Origin of the sequence: Marinovum algicola, from assembly GCF_900109145.1 — a bacterium.
Classification (GTDB): Bacteria; Pseudomonadota; Alphaproteobacteria; order Rhodobacterales; family Rhodobacteraceae; genus Marinovum; species Marinovum algicola.
Genome location: NZ_FNYY01000009.1, coordinates 60,374 through 74,938, shown reverse-complemented (window position 1 = coordinate 74,938; position 14,565 = coordinate 60,374). Strand labels below are relative to the sequence as shown.

Below are 14,565 nucleotides of genomic sequence, written 5' to 3'. Positions count from 1 at the left end.
CTCGTTTCAGGCCGAAGCTTCGGCGGCCACGTCGTATCCGGCGTCGCGAATGGCCTCGGACACCGCGCGGTCGCTGAGAATCGTCTCGACCGCGACGGCCCGTGCCGCGAGATCGCAGGTGACGGTGGCGGTCGGATCGATCGCCTTGATCGCTTTTTCGATTGCCGCGGTGCAATGCCCGCAACTCATGCCTGGAACCTTGAAGTTGCTCATTACCTTCTCCTTCTGTGTTAACGTCATGTGGGTGCTTCCAGCCAGGGAAGGTCAAGATGGAAACAAAATCTTTCGAAAGTAGTTGACCTTCCAGTGAATGGAAGCCCTAGATACCTTCCCAGCAACGAAGGAGATGCCATGACACCCTCTACAAACATTCGGGTTTCGGTACAGAATATGTCCTGCGCGTCCTGCGTCGGCCGGGTAGAACGCGCGTTGGCGGCGGTGCCCGGGGTCGACGCGGTCAACGTCAATCTCGCGTCCGAGACGGCACAGGCACAGATCGATTCCGACACCCGCGTTCCCGCTGTGATCGACGCGCTGGAGCGCGCCGGCTATCCCGCCCGCACCGGCACGGTGCGCCTGAACATCGCCTCCATGTCCTGCGCCTCCTGCGTCGGGCGCGTCGACAAGGCGTTGGAAGCGGTCCCCGGCGTGCTCGACGTCAACGTCAACCTCGCGTCTGAAACCGCGACGGTCACCTATGTCGAAGGCGCCGTCGAGCTCTCCGATCTGCTCAAGGCCGCGGCCGACGCCGGATATCCGGCAGAGCCGGCCGACGCGACCACGACCGAGGATCCCGGCGCGCGCAAACAGACCGAGGCCCGCGAGATGGCCCGCCGCACCGCCTTTGCGGCGGTGCTGGCATTGCCGGTCTTCCTGCTGGAAATGGGCGCGCATATCGTGCCGGGCGTGCATGAGCTGATCGGCCGCACCATCGGCCACCAGACCAGCTGGATGATCCAGTTCGTGCTGACATCGGTGGTGCTGTTCTGGCCGGGGCGCCACTTCTATCTCAAGGGGTTCCCCGCCCTGCTGAAAGGCGCGCCGGACATGAACAGCCTGGTCGCCGTGGGCACCGGGGCCGCCTATCTCTATTCCCTGACGGCACTGTTCGCGCCCGCCCTGCTGCCGGAAACCGCACGCGCGGTCTATTTCGAAGCGGCGGCGGTGATCGTGGTGCTGATCCTTCTCGGCCGCTGGATGGAAGCGCGGGCCAAGGGCCGCACCGGTGCCGCGATCCAGAAACTGCTGGGCCTTCAGGCGCGCACCGCGCGGGTTCTGGTGGATGGTGAACCGCAGGAGATGGCTATCGAGCGTATCGTCGCCGGCGACATCCTTGTCGTTCGGCCAGGTGAGCGCATCGCCGTCGACGGCGAGGTGATCCAGGGCAGCGCCCATGTCGACGAAAGCATGATCACCGGCGAACCGGTGCCCGTGGCCAAGGCCGAGGGCGACCCGGTGACCGGCGGCACCGTCAACGGCACCGGCAGCTTCCAGTTCCGTGCCACCCGCGTCGGAGCCGATACCACCCTGGCCCAGATCATTCGCATGGTCGAACAGGCGCAGGGCGCCAAGCTGCCGATCCAGGGCATGGTGGACCGGATCACCCTGTGGTTCGTGCCGGCCGTCATGGCCCTGGCCGCGCTGACGGTGCTGGTCTGGCTGGTGGTCGGCCCCTCGCCGGCGCTGTCGTATGCGCTGGTTGCCGGGGTCTCGGTACTGATCATCGCGTGCCCTTGCGCGATGGGTCTGGCCACACCGACCTCGATCATGGTGGGCACCGGCCGGGCCGCCGAAATGGGCGTGCTGTTCCGCAAGGGCGACGCCCTGCAACAGCTGACCTCGGTCGATGTGGTGGCGCTGGACAAGACCGGCACGGTGACCGAAGGCCGCCCGGAGCTGACCGATCTGGTGCTGGCCGAAGACTTTGAGCGCGCCGACGTACTGGCGCTGGTGGCGGCGGTCGAGGCGCTGTCGGAACACCCGATTGCCGAGGCCATCGTGCGCACCGCCCAGGCCGAAGGCGCGACGCGCCATGAGGTGGAGGATTTCGCCTCGATCACTGGCTACGGCGTGCAGGCCAAGATCGCCGGGCATGATGTGCTTGTCGGAGCGGATCGCCTGATGACCCGCGAGGGGATCGACATCGGCGCCATGGCCGATGCCGAACGCCGCTTGGCGGAACAGGGCCGGACCGCGCTCTTTGCGGCGGTTGACGGCAAGGTCGCGGCGGTGATCGGCGTGGCCGACCCGGTGAAACCAGCCAGCGCTGCGGCGATCCGCGCGCTGCACGATCTCGGGCTGAAGGTCGCGATGATCACCGGCGACAAGCGCGAGACGGCCCTTGCCATCGCCCGCGAAACCGGGATCGACCACGTGATCGCCGGTGTTCTGCCCGATGGCAAGGTGGCCGCCCTGGACGAGCTGCGGCAAGGCGGCAAGCAGATTGCCTTTGTCGGCGACGGCATCAACGACGCGCCGGCGCTGGCCCATGCCGATGTCGGGATCGCGATCGGCACCGGCACCGATGTCGCCATCGAGTCGGCGGATGTGGTGCTGATGTCGGGCGACCTGCGCGGCGTGGTGAACGCCTTCGAAGTCTCCGGCCGGACCATGCGCAACATCCGACAGAACCTCTTCTGGGCCTTCGGCTACAATGTCGCGCTGATCCCGGTGGCTGCGGGCCTGCTCTATCCCGCCTTCGGCCTGCTGTTGTCGCCGGTCCTGGCCGCCGGTGCCATGGCGCTCAGCTCGGTCTTTGTGCTGACCAACGCCCTGCGGTTGCGCCGCGTACGCGCGGTGATGGACGAATCCCGCCTGCCGGGGCCTGTACAGGCCCCGACGCGCTCCCCTGCCCCCCTCGCCGCTGAATAAGGAGGAACTGACATGAATATCGGAGATGTGGCCGCCCTGTCCGGTCTGCCCGCCAAGACGATCCGCTACTATGAGGATATCGGCCTGGTGAAACCGCTGCGCAGCGCGAACGGCTATCGCTCGTTCCGCGAAAGCGATGCGCACAAGCTGGCCTTTCTGGGCCGGGCCCGCGCGCTGGGCTTTTCCATCGAAGACTGCCGCAACCTCATGGCGCTCTACGAAGACGAACATCGCGCCAGCGCCGAGGTCAAGGATATCGCGGAACACCACCTCGAACGGATCGACAGCAAGATCGCGGAACTGAAGGAGATGCGCGCCACGCTGGCGCATCTGGTGGATGCCTGCGCCGGCGATCACCGCCCGGATTGCCCGATCCTCGCCGATCTTGCCAAGGAGCAGAGCGGCGAAGACCGGCTGGAGAACACGGCGTAGCGGGGTTCGGGCATGGGCTGGGCCATTGTTCTGGCACTCATCCTCTTTGGCATGAGCGGTCTTGTCCATGTCGCGGCCATGAGCTGGGTGATGTCCGCCGCAACGCGGCGGACCTTCGCCACACCGGCGCGCCTCCTGCTTGCCCTTTACGGGCTGGGAGGCGCGCATATTCTCGAAGCCGGGCTTTACGCCATCGGCTTTTCACTGGGCGACAATCTGGGCATTGGCGGTTTCGAGCAGGAGGACGTCAATTCATTCATGGATGTCTTCTATTTTTCACTGGTCAATTATTCCTCGCTTGGATTGGGCGACATTTACCCGACCGGCCATTTCCGCTTTCTTGCCGGCGTCGAGGCGCTGAACGGCTTTCTCTTGATAAGCTGCTCGGCCTCGACCCTCTTTCTCGTGGTGACGCGAAAACCCGATTGAAACATCGCCTCTTTGGCGATTGCTGCAAAAAATCCGGAACATTCCAGCGCGGGAATGTCGTTTTCCATCTGTACTGGTATCCGTCCAAGCAGAGGAAACGAAACATGTCTTATTGGAGATTTGCCGGAATGATCGCGACATCGACGGTCGTGATGTTCATCCTGATGTATCTGAACACCTATCTGCTTTCCCATGTGTTCTGGTCCGAAACCCGGGCCTACATGGCGCTTCTGATGGGTGCGACGATGGCGATCATCATGCTCGCCTTCATGCTTTCGATGTATTCCAACAAGTCGATCAACACGGCGATTTTCGCCGGGGCCGCGCTGGCCTTTGCGGGCTCGCTCTGGCTTGTGCGCAGCCAGGTGACGGTCGGGGACACCAGCTACATGCGCGCGATGATCCCGCACCATTCGATTGCGATCATGACCTCGAGCCGGGCCGGAATTTCCGATCCGCGCGTGCGCAAGCTCGCCGACGAGATCGTTTATGCGCAGGACAAGGAGATCGCCGAGATGCGCTATCTGATCAACGAGATCGAAAACTCCGGCGATGCCCCCGAAACGCAAGACCCCGCCACGCCGAGTATCGTGAGCCTCGAGGAAGCGCTCTCGACCGCGAATGTCGCGGTGATCGACCCCGGTTTCATGACAGACGGCGAGATTGCGCAGCTTCTGCCCGGCGGCCCGGGCTGCACCTTCAACTACACCCCCGGCAGCCCGCCGGTGCTCGCTCTGGGCGAGGCCGATGGCGAAACTGCCGGATTGGTCAAGCTGAGCGACGATCTGGTCCGCATCGGGGAAACCGCGTCCGGTCTCGGCACCGAGGGCCTGACGATCCGTCTCGAAGCCGCCGAAGACGGCAGCTCGCTCGACGCCGCCGGTGCGGAACCGGTCGAAGCGACCATGGTGCTCGAACTCGACGCCGGTCTCAGCGCCGGATACCGCGGCTTCTACAGCTGTGGAGCCTGACATGAACAAGCAGACAAACCCCGCCTCGCGCACAGCGAAACTCTACCGGATGGCCATGCCGGATCACCTCTGCCCCTACGGGCTGAAATCCAAGGCTCTTCTGGAGAGAGAGGGATATGCGGTCGAGGACCACCACCTGACCACCCGCGAGGAAACCGATGCCTTCATGGAGAAACATGGCGTCGAGACCACACCCCAGACCTGGCTCGGGGATGAGCGGATCGGCGGCTACGACGATCTGCGCGTCCACTTTGGCAAGGAGACGCAGGATGCCGACGAGACCAGCTATCAGCCGGTCATCGCCATCTTCTCCGTCGCCTTCCTGATGGCGCTTGGCCTGAGCTGGGCGATGTTCGGCTCGATCCTGACGCTACGCGGCGCCGAATGGTTCATCGCGATCTCGATGTGCTTCCTTGCGGTTCAGAAACTGCAAGACGTCGAAAGCTTTTCGACGATGTTCCTGAACTACGACCTCCTCGCCCGGCGCTGGGTGCGATACGGATATATCTATCCCTTCGGCGAAGCCTTTGCCGGCATCCTCATGGTCGCCGGGGCGCTGACCTGGCTGTCGGCGCCGGTGGCGCTCTTCATCGGCACGGTCGGCGCGGTCTCCGTCTTCAAGGCGGTCTACATCGATCAACGCGAGCTGAAATGCGCCTGTGTCGGCGGCAGCAGCAACGTGCCCCTCGGGTTCGTTTCCCTGACCGAAAACCTGATGATGATCGTCATGGGGATCTGGATGCCGCTGAAGGTTCTTGTGCTCTGATCAAGGTGCGCGCAGGGCGACGGCCACCCCCTGGCCCACACCGACGCAGAGTGTGGCCAGGGCCGTCCGCGACTCCCCGCGGGCGATGGCCATGGCGGCCGTGCCAATCAGCCGCGCCCCGGTCATGCCCAGCGGATGGCCCAGCGCGATCGCCCCGCCGCGCGGATTGACGTGAGCGGCAAAGGGATCGAGACCCAGCTCACGACAGACGGCGATGGCCTGCGCTGCGAAGGCCTCGTTCAATTCGATCAGGTCGAACTCTTGCGGCGTCATGCCGAGCCGGGCGCAGAGCTTTTGCACCGCCGGCACCGGGCCGATGCCCATCACGCGCGGCGCCACACCCGCGCTTTGCGCGCCGCGATATTCGGCCAGTGGCGTCAGCCCCTGCGCCGCGACCGCCCGTTCCGACGCCAGGATCAGCGCCGCCGCGCCATCGTTGACCCCCGAGGCATTGCCGGCGGTCACGCTGCCGCCATCGCGGCAGATGGCCTTCAGCCCACCCAGCTTGTCCAGCGTGGTCTCGCGCGGGTGTTCGTCCTGCGTCACCTCGGTCATCTGGCCACGGCGTCCGGCCACCGGGACCGGCAGGATTTCCTCGGCCATACGCCCGTCGGCAATCGCACGGGCGGCGCGGGTCTGGCTGGATAGCGCCAGGCGATCCTGGTCGGCGCGGCTCACGTCAAAGGCTTCGGCCACGTTCTCGGCGGTTTCCGGCATCGACTCGGTGCCGTATTGCGTGGCGATCCGGCGATTGACGAACCGCCAGCCGATGGTCGTGTCGTGGATTTCGGCGGCGCGGGAAAAGGCGGTTTCGGGCTTCGGCATCACAAAGGGCGCGCGGCTCATGCTCTCGGCGCCGCCGGCAATCACCAGACCGGCCTCGCCTACCTGAATCTGACGCGCGCCGGCGACAACGGCATCCATGCCCGAGGCGCAGAGCCGGTTCACGGTGACCGCCGGAACGCTTTCAGGCAGGCCCGAAAGCAGCACCACCATGCGCGCGAGGTTGCGGTTGTCCTCGCCTGCCTGATTGGCGGCACCAAAGATGACCTGATCCACCGCCGCCGGGTCCAGCCCGGGGTTGCGCGCCATCAGCGCCGTGACCGGCAGGGCGGCGAGATCGTCGTTGCGCACCGTCGCCAGCGCGCCGCCGTAGCGGCCGATCGGCGTGCGGAGGTAATCGCAGATATAGACCCGCTCCATCATCCGATATGTGCCGTGGCTTCGATTTCCACCAGCGCCTCATCCTCGATCAGATCGGCGACGACCACCATCGACATGGCCGGGAAATGCTTGCCGAAGACCTCGCGATAAGCCGCGCCGACCTCGGCCTGATGGGCAAGATAGACCGATTTGTCGGTCACGAACCAGGTCAGACGCGCAACATCCGACACCTGCCCGCCCGCCGCCTCGACGATGGCCGCGATGTTTTTCAGTGCCTGCCGCATTTGGCCGACAAAGCCGCCGCCAACGAATTGCTTGGTGCCGTCCCAGCCGATCTGGCCGCCGATATGCAGCGTGCCGTCCTTGGCCAGAACGCCGTTGGCATAGCCCTTGGCGGGAAGCCAGCCTTCGGGGTGAATGATCTCATGTGTCATGGTTCGCTTCCTTCAAGGGCAGGAGTGTCTGCCGGATCTCTTCGGGCCAGGGCGCTGGTTTGCCCGCCCCGTCGACATGCACCAGCACGGCCTCAGTGGCAAAACGCAGCTCTTCGCCGCAAATCGCACGCATGTCATAGCCGAGCGAACTTCGCCCGACATGGGTGATGACCAGTCGCAGGGTCAGCCGATCACCGTGAAAACTCGGCCGCTGAAACCGGGTGCGGATTTCGGCCGTGGGCACGGCGGCCGTCTTGTGCACCTCGGCAAAGGGCCAGCCCAGCGTTTCGTCAAAGAAGGCCTCGACACAATCGTTCATCATTTCGAAGTAGCGCGGAAAGAAAACGATCCCCGCCGGGTCGCAATGGCGAAACAGCACCAGCTGCGCGATCTCGAAGGCCATGCCTCAGTCCTTCGCCCGCAACAAAAAGCGCTGGATCTTGCCTGTCGACGTCTTGGGCAGGCTGTCGACATAGCGCAGCGCCCGGGGATATTTGTAGGGCGCGATGGTGGCCTTGACGTGCTCTTGCAAGCGCGTGGTCAGCTCCTGCGAGGGCGTGACACCCGGCATCAGCACCACATGCGCCTCGACGATCATGCCGCGGGTCTCGTCCGGGGCACCGATCACGCCGCATTCGGAGACGTCGGGATGGGCCAGCAGCGCAGCCTCGACCTCGGGCCCGGCGATGTTGTAGCCGGCCGAAACGATCACGTCGTCGCTGCGGGCGGTGAAGTGGAAATAGCCCTCTTCGTCCTGCACGAAACTGTCGCCGGTGATGTTCCAGCCGTCCTGAACATATTCCGTCTGCCGCTCGCCGCGCAGATAGCGGCATCCGGTGGGGCCGCGCACGGCAAGCCGGCCCATCGTGCCGCGTGGCGCTTCGCGCCCATCCTCTTGCAGAACCCTGGCCTGATAGCCGGCGGTCGGTTTGCCGGTACAGGCCGGGCGATGATCGTCGAAGTGGTTCGAAATGAAGATATGCAGCATTTCCGTGGCCCCGATCCCGTCGAGCATCGGTTTGCCGGTCTGGGCGATCCAGGCGTCATAGACCGGCTTGGGCAATGTCTCGCCCGCCGACACCGCCGCCCGCAGGGACGACAGGTCCGCGCCCTCTTCCATCGCCTGCAACATCACGCGATAGGCCGTCGGCGCGGTGAAGGAGACGGTGGCGCGGTATTTCTGGATGATCTCGATCATGTTAGGCGGCGAGGCGGTTTCCAGCAGCGTCGCAGCGGCCCCGAAGCGCAGCGGAAAGATCGCCAGTCCGCCCAGTCCGAAGGTAAAGGCCAACGGCGGCGAGCCGACAAAGACATCCTCGGGTGTCACGCCCAGAACTTCCTTGGCGTAGCCGTCGGCGATGATCAGCAGATCGCGGTGAAAATGCATCGTCGCCTTCGGCGCGCCGGTCGAACCGGAGGTGAAGCCCAAAAGCGCCACGTCGTCCTGTGCCGTGTCGACCGCGTCGAAATGCACCGGCTTTTCCAGCGCCAGCCGGTCCAGCTCGGCCTCGTGGTTCGAGGTGCCGTCAAACCCCATGACCGACTTCAGGCTCGGACATTTTCCGGCGCAGGCCGTCATTTCCTCCATCAGCCGGGTATCGCAGAGCGCGAACTGGACCTCGGCCTTGTCGACATATTTCACCAGCTCTCCGGCGCGCAGCATCGGCATGGTGTTGACGACCACGGCCCCGGCCTTGGTCGCGGCCAGCCAGCAGGCCACCATGGCCGGATTGTTGGCCGAACGGATCAGCACCCGGTTGCCGGGCTGCACGCCAAGGTCTTCGACCAGCACATGCGCCAGGCGGTTGGTCCAGTCTGTCAGCTCCTTGTAGGTGCGCCTGCGCCCGTTGCCGATCAGGGCCGTGTGGTCGCCAAAGCCCTTGTCGACCATCGCGTCGGTCAGCTCGACGGCGGCATTCAGCCGGTCGGGATAGTCGAAACCGTCAAGCAGCAGGTCGGGCCAGTTCTCTTCGGGGGGCAGGTTGTCGCGGGCAAAGGTGTCGGTGTGGCCGGAGGGGCGGAGTGTCATGCGCGGTCTCCCTGATGGGCCGCGCGGGCGGCGCGGGCGATGATGACTTTTTGAACGTCCGAAGCGCCCTCGTAGATGCGCAGGGCGCGGATTTCGCGATAAAGCGTCTCGACCGTGGAGCCCGAGCGCACTCCCTCGCCACCAAAGATCTGCACCGCCTTGTCGATGACGATCTGGGCGTGATCGGTGGCAAAGAGCTTGGCCATCGCCGCTTCGCGGGTGATCCGTGGCGTGCCAGTGTCCTTGGCCCAGGCCGCGCGATAGACCAGAAGCGCCGCCGCATCGACGTCAAGTGCCATGTCAGCCAGATGGCCCTGCACCATTTGCAGATCAAAGAGGGGCGCGCCCTGCACGTGCCGGCTGTCGACGCGAGCAAGCGCCTCGTCCAGCGCGCGGCGGGCAAATCCCAGTGCCGCCGCCGCGACGGTCGGCCGAAACACGTCGAGCACGGACATGGCGATGCGAAACCCCTGCCCCGGCGCGCCCAGCATCGCGCTGGCGGGAATCCGGCACTCGGTGAACCGCAGGGTGGCCAGGGGATGCGGCGCGATGGTGTCGAGCCGCTCGGTGATTTCGAACCCCGGCAGATCGGCGGGGACGACAAAGGCGGAAAGCCCCTTGGCCCCCGGGGCCTCGCCGGTGCGGGCAAAGAGCGTGTAGAGATCGGCAATCCCGCCATTCGAGATCCAGGTCTTTTCGCCATTGAGGATGTAATCATCGCCCTCGCGGCGGGCCGTCATGGTGGAATTGGCGACGTCGGATCCCGAGCCCGGCTCGGTCAGGGCAAAGGCCGAAATCGCCTTGCCGGCGCGGGTTTGTGGCAGCCACCGGGATTTCTGCGCCTCGGTGCCGAAGAGCGAAATCGCACCGGTGCCCAGCCCCTGCATGGCAAAGGCGAAATCCGCCAGCCCGTCGTGGCGAGCCAGGATTTCGCGCGCGAGACAGAGATTGCGCACCTCGAGCGCGCCATCGGGGCTCGCGGTGGCCTGCAAAAGCCCCGCCGCGCCCAGATCCTGGACCAGCCGGCGACAGGCCGCATCGGTGTCACTGTGGTCGATCTCGAGCCCGGCGGCCACGGTTTCGACTTGCCTGGCCCAGTCGCGATGCGCCTCGTCCAGAAACGGCCAGGAACGGTAAGATGTGTCAGCCATCAGTCGCCCTCGAACACCGGTTTTGCCCTGGCCACGAAGGCCTCGTAGGCGCGGGTGAAATCGCGGCCCTGCATGCAGATCGCCTGGGCTTGCGCCTCCGCTTCGATCGCCTGATCCAGGCTCATGTTCCATTCCTGCGCCAGCATCGTCTTGGTCATGGAATTGGCGAATGTCGGCCCGGCGACGATGCGTTCGGCCAGTTTCACCGCCTCGCCCTCGAGCGCCTCGGCCGCGACCACGCGGTTGAAGAAGCCCCAGCGCTCGCCCTCCTCGGCGGACATGGCCCGCCCGGTGTAAAGCAGCTCTGCCGCGCGGCCCTGTCCGATGATCCGGGGCAGCATGGCGCAAGCGCCCATGTCACAGCCGGCGAGGCCGACGCGGTTGAACAGGAAGGCAGTCCTTGCCTCGGGTGTCGCCAGCCGCAGATCCGAGGCCATCGCCATGATCGCCCCGGCCCCGGCACAGACGCCATCGACGGCGGCGATGACCGGCTTGCCGCAATGCACCATCGCCTTGACCAGATCACCGGTCATCCGGGTAAAGGCCAGAAGCTCCTTCATGCTCATCCGGGTCAGCGGACCGATGATATCATGGACGTCTCCGCCGGAAGAGAAGTTTCCGCCATTGGGCAGGATCACCACGGCATGGATGTCCTCGGAATAGGCCAGCCCGCGAAACCAGTCGCGCAGCGCGGCGTAACTGTCGAAGGTGAACGGGTTCTTCCGCTCGGGCCGGTCGTGCGCGATGCGGGCAATGCCACCCGCCACCGTGCAGCGGAAATGTTCGGCCTGGGTGCCTGTCATGGTCTGGGTCCTCCCTCCGTCGATGCGCTGAGCAGGGCCAGGAGATGTTGCGCCTCGTCCTCGTCGAACCCGTCCAGCATGTCGTTGATCCAGCTTTCGTGATCGACCGCCAGCGCGGCGAATTCCGCCTTGCCCGCTTCGGTCAGCCGCGCCACCTGAGCCCGGCGGTCGCCGGGAAAGGCCACGCGGCAGGCCAGCCCATCTTCGGTCAGCCGGTCGACAACGCCGGTGACATTGCCGTTCGACACCCGCAGGAATGTCGAGAGCTCGCTCATCTTCAGCCCCTCGGGATGGCGCGCCAGCGCTGCCATCACGTCGAACCTGGGCAGCGTCGTGCCATGCTGATCACGCAGCCGGCGGCGCAACTCGGCCTCGATGCTGCCGGTCAGCTTGAGGAGCCGCAGCCAGAGGCGCAGCCGGGTTTTCGACAGCGTGTCGGTCGAAATCTTCTCGTCAAGCGTCATATCTCGCCTCCGGAAATGCTGAGCGCGTGGCCGTTGATCGCGGCGGCCCCCTCCGAGGCCAGAAAAAGCGCCGTCGCCGCCACCTCCTCGGGATCAATCAACCGCCGCATCGGGTTGCCGCCGACCAGCCGCGCGACGGCCTCGTCGCGGGGAATGTCGAAGCGTTTCATCAGCCCCTCGGTGGCGGCCTGCGCCATGTCGGTATCGACGAAACCCGGGCAGATGGCGTTGCAGGTAATGCCGCGCCGCGCCACGTCCTGCGCCACCGACCGCACCAGCCCCAGCACCCCGTGCTTGGCCGCCGCATAGGCCGGGATCGCCGCGCCGCCCTGCAAGGAGGCGGTGGAGGCGAGGGCGATCAACCGTCCGCCGACAGGCATCCCGGCCAATGCCGCCCGGAAGGTCAGGAAGGTGCCCGTAAGGTTGACGGCCAGCGTCGCGTTCCATTGTGCCAGCGTCAGGTCGGCGATCTTGGCGGGCTGGCCGCTGCCGGCATTGGCCACGACCACATCAAAGGGCCGGGCGAACAACCGGGGCATGTCGTCCTCGCAGGTGACATCGGCGGTGATCCAGTCGAACCCGCCGGCCGCAGCCGCAGCGCGCAGCGGCGCCTCGCGCCGGCCGGAAATGGTGACGCCCTCGCCGGCCGCCGCGAAGGCCCGGGCGATCGCGAGGCCGATGCCAGTGCCGCCGCCGGTGACCAGAACCCGTCTCATGCCCGCACCTGTTCGGCATCGCGGTCGGCCAGCCGCCACAACTGGTCGCGCCCGGCATGATAGGGCAAGGGCCAGTCCGGCGCGGCGCGGTCGCCGATCAGGGCAGCCTGATGCAGCGTCCAGTAGGGATCGGCCAGATGTGGCCGGCCCACCGCCACCAGATCGGCCCGACCCGCCATCAGGATCGAATTGGCGTGATCGGCCTCGTAGATATTGCCCACCGCCATGGTCGGGATGCCGGCTTCGTTGCGGATGCGGTCGCTGAACGGGGTCTGGAACATGCGGCCATAGACCGGGCGGGCCCGGTTGCTGGTCTGGCCCGCCGAAACATCGATCAGATCGGCCCCGGCCGCGCGGAAGGCACGCGCGACGGCGACGGCCTCGTCCGGCGTCACACCCTCGTCGCCCAGCCAGTCATTGGCGGAAATGCGGACCGACATCGGCTTGGTCTCGGGCCAGACCGCGCGCATCGCGGCAAAGACTTCCAGCGGATAGCGCAGGCGGTTGTCCAGCGGGCCGCCGTAGGTGTCGGTGCGCCGATTGGAGACCGGCGAAATGAAGGAGGACAAAAGATAGCCATGCGCGGCATGCAGCTCGATCATGTCAAAGCCGGCACCGTCGGCCATTTCGGCGGCGGCGACGAATTGCCCCCGGATCTCGTCCATTTCGGCCCGGGTGATCTCACGCGGGACGGGGTTGGCATCGGACCAGGGGATGGGCGAGGCGCTGACCGTCTCCCAGTTGCCGGATTTCAACGGCGCGTCCATCTCTTCCCAGCCGAGTTGGGTCGAGCCCTTGCGCCCAGAATGTCCGATCTGGCAGCAAATCCGGGCGTCGGTATATTCGTGGACAAAGCGGGTCAGCCGCCGCCAGGCTGCCGCGTGCTCGGCGGTATAGAGACCGGGGCAGCCGGGGGTGATCCGTCCCTCGGGGCTGACGCAAGTCATTTCGGTATAGACCAGCCCGGCGCCGCCCTTGGCACGTTCGCCGTAATGGGTCAGGTGCCAGTCGGTGGGACAGCCGTCTTTCGCCATGTACTGCGCCATCGGCGACACGACGACGCGGTTCTTGAGCCGCATGCCGCGCAAGGCGTAAGGCGCGAACATCGGGCTGCGCAGCGGCGTGTCCTGCGCCACCCCGGCACGGGCCAGAAACCAGCGCTCGGCACTTTCCAGCCAGGCCTTGTCGCGCGCGCGCAGGTTTTCGTGGCTGATCCGCTGCGACCGGGTCAGCATGGAATAATTGAGCTGAACCGGATCGAGATTGAAATACCGTTCGACCTCTTCGAACCATTCCAGCGAGTTGCGCGCCGCCGATTGCAGCCGCAGCACCTCGAGCCTGCGGGCATCGGTGTATTTCTCGAAGGCAGCGTCGATGGTCGGTTCGCTGTCCAGCAAGGTCGCCAACGCGATGGCGCTTTCAAGCGCCAGCTTGGTCCCCGATCCGATCGAGAAATGCGCCGTCGCCGCCGCGTCGCCCATCAGCACGACATTCTCGTGATGCCAGGTTTCGCACAGCACCCGGGGAAAGCGGATCCAGGCCGAGCCGCGAATGTGGGTGGCGTTGGTCATCAGGCTGTGGCCGCCGAGATGGCGGGCAAAGATCCTTTCGCAAACCGCAATCGACTCCTGTTGGCTCATCCGGGCGAAGCCCCAGGCCTCGAAGGTCTCGGGCGCGCATTCGACGATGAAGGTCGCGGTGTCATCGTCAAACTGATAGGCATGCGCCCAGACCCAGCCGTGCTCCGTCTCTTCAAAGATGAAGGTGAAGGCGTCTTTGAAGGTCTGGCGGGTGCCCAGCCAGACGAAATGGCACTGGCGCTCCTCGACATCGGGTTTGAAGGTGTCGGAATAGAGCGCGCGTGTCCGCGAATTCAGCCCGTCGCAGCCCACCACGATGTCATACTTGCTCCGGTAATCCTCGGCACAGGCGGCCTCTGTCTCGAAACGCAGCGCCACCCCCAAGGCGCCGGCGCGCTCCTGCAAAAGAAGCAGCAATTGCCGGCGCCCGATACCGCAGAAGCCGTGACCGGACGAGACGATCCGCTCGCCCTTGAAATGCAGCGCAATGTCATCCCAGTAGGCGAAATGCTGTTGAATGGCGGCGGCCGAAACCGGATCGTTGGCGGCGAGGTTCTGCAAGGTCTCGTCCGACAGCACCACGCCCCAGCCAAAGGTATCATCTGCCTTGTTGCGCTCGATCACCGTGATCTCGTGCGAGGGATCACGCAATTTCATCGAAATGGCGAAGTACAGGCCGGCCGGCCCTCCGCCCAGGCAGGCAATGCGCATGATCCAAGTTCCCTGGTTTGCTCGCCTGCAAGCTTAACCTGACC

The 14,565-nt window shown here is 65.5% G+C and carries 15 protein-coding genes; 5 read left to right on the top strand and 10 right to left on the bottom strand.

Translation table 11 applies throughout. The annotated features are described in order from the left end of the window. Nucleotides 1-6: 6 nt before the first annotated feature. On the bottom strand, nucleotides 7-213 hold the full coding sequence (locus tag BMW90_RS13530; protein WP_048535061.1) for a heavy-metal-associated domain-containing protein: 207 nt from the start codon (nucleotides 211-213) through the stop codon (nucleotides 7-9). Nucleotides 214-351: 138 nt separating this feature from the next. On the opposite strand from BMW90_RS13530, the gene BMW90_RS13525 reads away from it, so the two are divergent. The 5 genes from BMW90_RS13525 to BMW90_RS13505 all read left to right on the top strand — a co-directional run bounded on the left by BMW90_RS13525 (nucleotide 352) and on the right by BMW90_RS13505 (nucleotide 5,469). Continuing rightward, nucleotides 352-2,871: a heavy metal translocating P-type ATPase gene (locus BMW90_RS13525; protein ID WP_074837087.1), complete on the top strand. Its 2,520-nt coding sequence runs from the start codon at nucleotides 352-354 to the stop codon at nucleotides 2,869-2,871. Between the two features lie 12 nt (nucleotides 2,872-2,883). Then, nucleotides 2,884-3,303: a Cu(I)-responsive transcriptional regulator gene (gene cueR / locus BMW90_RS13520; RefSeq protein WP_048535064.1), complete on the top strand. Its 420-nt coding sequence runs from the start codon at nucleotides 2,884-2,886 to the stop codon at nucleotides 3,301-3,303. A 12-nt stretch (nucleotides 3,304-3,315) separates the two neighbouring features. Beyond that, nucleotides 3,316-3,732, top strand: a complete 417-nt coding sequence (locus BMW90_RS13515; protein ID WP_048535065.1) for an ion channel — start codon at nucleotides 3,316-3,318, stop codon at nucleotides 3,730-3,732. 104 nt (nucleotides 3,733-3,836) lie between these two features. Continuing rightward, complete coding sequence (locus BMW90_RS13510) at nucleotides 3,837-4,703, top strand: DUF305 domain-containing protein (protein ID WP_074837086.1); 867 nt, start codon at nucleotides 3,837-3,839, stop codon at nucleotides 4,701-4,703. A gap of 1 nt (nucleotide 4,704) precedes the next feature. Further along, complete coding sequence (locus BMW90_RS13505; protein ID WP_074837085.1) at nucleotides 4,705-5,469, top strand: MauE/DoxX family redox-associated membrane protein; 765 nt, start codon at nucleotides 4,705-4,707, stop codon at nucleotides 5,467-5,469. Here BMW90_RS13505 and pcaF read toward each other — a convergent pair whose 3' ends face one another. From pcaF to BMW90_RS13460, 9 genes are read right to left on the bottom strand one after another with little or no spacing between them, the layout of a single operon-like run. Continuing rightward, entirely contained in the window at nucleotides 5,470-6,672 is a 1,203-nt protein-coding gene (pcaF, locus tag BMW90_RS13500; RefSeq protein ID WP_074837169.1) for a 3-oxoadipyl-CoA thiolase, read from the bottom strand. It lies immediately after the preceding gene. Then, nucleotides 6,672-7,067, bottom strand: a complete 396-nt coding sequence (locus BMW90_RS13495; protein ID WP_048535073.1) for a RidA family protein — start codon at nucleotides 7,065-7,067, stop codon at nucleotides 6,672-6,674. Before BMW90_RS13495 ends, pcaF begins: the two co-directional genes overlap by 1 nt. Beyond that, on the bottom strand, nucleotides 7,057-7,470 hold the full coding sequence (locus BMW90_RS13490; protein ID WP_074837084.1) for an acyl-CoA thioesterase: 414 nt from the start codon (nucleotides 7,468-7,470) through the stop codon (nucleotides 7,057-7,059). Before BMW90_RS13490 ends, BMW90_RS13495 begins: the two co-directional genes overlap by 11 nt. Before the next feature lie 3 nt (nucleotides 7,471-7,473). Next, nucleotides 7,474-9,096: an AMP-binding protein gene (locus BMW90_RS13485; protein ID WP_074837083.1), complete on the bottom strand. Its 1,623-nt coding sequence runs from the start codon at nucleotides 9,094-9,096 to the stop codon at nucleotides 7,474-7,476. Further along, on the bottom strand, nucleotides 9,093-10,247 hold the full coding sequence (locus tag BMW90_RS13480) for an acyl-CoA dehydrogenase family protein (protein ID WP_074837082.1): 1,155 nt from the start codon (nucleotides 10,245-10,247) through the stop codon (nucleotides 9,093-9,095). Before BMW90_RS13480 ends, BMW90_RS13485 begins: the two co-directional genes overlap by 4 nt. Then, nucleotides 10,247-11,050, bottom strand: coding sequence for an enoyl-CoA hydratase family protein (locus BMW90_RS13475; protein ID WP_048535081.1), 804 nt, complete (start codon nucleotides 11,048-11,050; stop codon nucleotides 10,247-10,249). Before BMW90_RS13475 ends, BMW90_RS13480 begins: the two co-directional genes overlap by 1 nt. Next, nucleotides 11,047-11,514, bottom strand: coding sequence for a MarR family winged helix-turn-helix transcriptional regulator (locus tag BMW90_RS13470; RefSeq protein ID WP_048535083.1), 468 nt, complete (start codon nucleotides 11,512-11,514; stop codon nucleotides 11,047-11,049). The genes BMW90_RS13475 and BMW90_RS13470 overlap by 4 nt, the downstream gene beginning before the upstream one ends. Next, nucleotides 11,511-12,230: an SDR family NAD(P)-dependent oxidoreductase gene (locus BMW90_RS13465; RefSeq protein WP_074837081.1), complete on the bottom strand. Its 720-nt coding sequence runs from the start codon at nucleotides 12,228-12,230 to the stop codon at nucleotides 11,511-11,513. Before BMW90_RS13465 ends, BMW90_RS13470 begins: the two co-directional genes overlap by 4 nt. Then, a complete protein-coding gene (locus tag BMW90_RS13460) occupies nucleotides 12,227-14,521 on the bottom strand; it encodes a bifunctional salicylyl-CoA 5-hydroxylase/oxidoreductase (protein ID WP_074837080.1) in 2,295 nt (764 codons plus the stop codon). Before BMW90_RS13460 ends, BMW90_RS13465 begins: the two co-directional genes overlap by 4 nt. Nucleotides 14,522-14,565: the final 44 nt, after the last annotated feature.

Bases quoted from the DNA above. Each gene is read 5' to 3' on its own strand.
- BMW90_RS13525 (WP_074837087.1), top strand. From the start codon at position 352: ATGACACCCTCTACAAACATTCGGGTTTCGGTACAGAATATGTCCTGC.
- BMW90_RS13510 (WP_074837086.1), top strand. From the start codon at position 3,837: ATGTCTTATTGGAGATTTGCCGGAATGATCGCGACATCGACGGTCGTG.
- pcaF (WP_074837169.1), bottom strand. From the start codon at position 6,672: ATGGAGCGGGTCTATATCTGCGATTACCTCCGCACGCCGATCGGCCGC.
- BMW90_RS13505 (WP_074837085.1), top strand. From the start codon at position 4,705: ATGAACAAGCAGACAAACCCCGCCTCGCGCACAGCGAAACTCTACCGG.
- BMW90_RS13530 (WP_048535061.1), bottom strand. From the start codon at position 213: ATGAGCAACTTCAAGGTTCCAGGCATGAGTTGCGGGCATTGCACCGCG.
- BMW90_RS13470 (WP_048535083.1), bottom strand. From the start codon at position 11,514: ATGACGCTTGACGAGAAGATTTCGACCGACACGCTGTCGAAAACCCGG.
- BMW90_RS13515 (WP_048535065.1), top strand. From the start codon at position 3,316: ATGGGCTGGGCCATTGTTCTGGCACTCATCCTCTTTGGCATGAGCGGT.
- BMW90_RS13465 (WP_074837081.1), bottom strand. From the start codon at position 12,230: ATGAGACGGGTTCTGGTCACCGGCGGCGGCACTGGCATCGGCCTCGCG.
- BMW90_RS13475 (WP_048535081.1), bottom strand. From the start codon at position 11,050: ATGACAGGCACCCAGGCCGAACATTTCCGCTGCACGGTGGCGGGTGGC.
- BMW90_RS13460 (WP_074837080.1), bottom strand. From the start codon at position 14,521: ATGCGCATTGCCTGCCTGGGCGGAGGGCCGGCCGGCCTGTACTTCGCC.
- BMW90_RS13495 (WP_048535073.1), bottom strand. From the start codon at position 7,067: ATGACACATGAGATCATTCACCCCGAAGGCTGGCTTCCCGCCAAGGGC.
- BMW90_RS13485 (WP_074837083.1), bottom strand. From the start codon at position 9,096: ATGACACTCCGCCCCTCCGGCCACACCGACACCTTTGCCCGCGACAAC.
- BMW90_RS13480 (WP_074837082.1), bottom strand. From the start codon at position 10,247: ATGGCTGACACATCTTACCGTTCCTGGCCGTTTCTGGACGAGGCGCAT.
- cueR (WP_048535064.1), top strand. From the start codon at position 2,884: ATGAATATCGGAGATGTGGCCGCCCTGTCCGGTCTGCCCGCCAAGACG.
- BMW90_RS13490 (WP_074837084.1), bottom strand. From the start codon at position 7,470: ATGGCCTTCGAGATCGCGCAGCTGGTGCTGTTTCGCCATTGCGACCCG.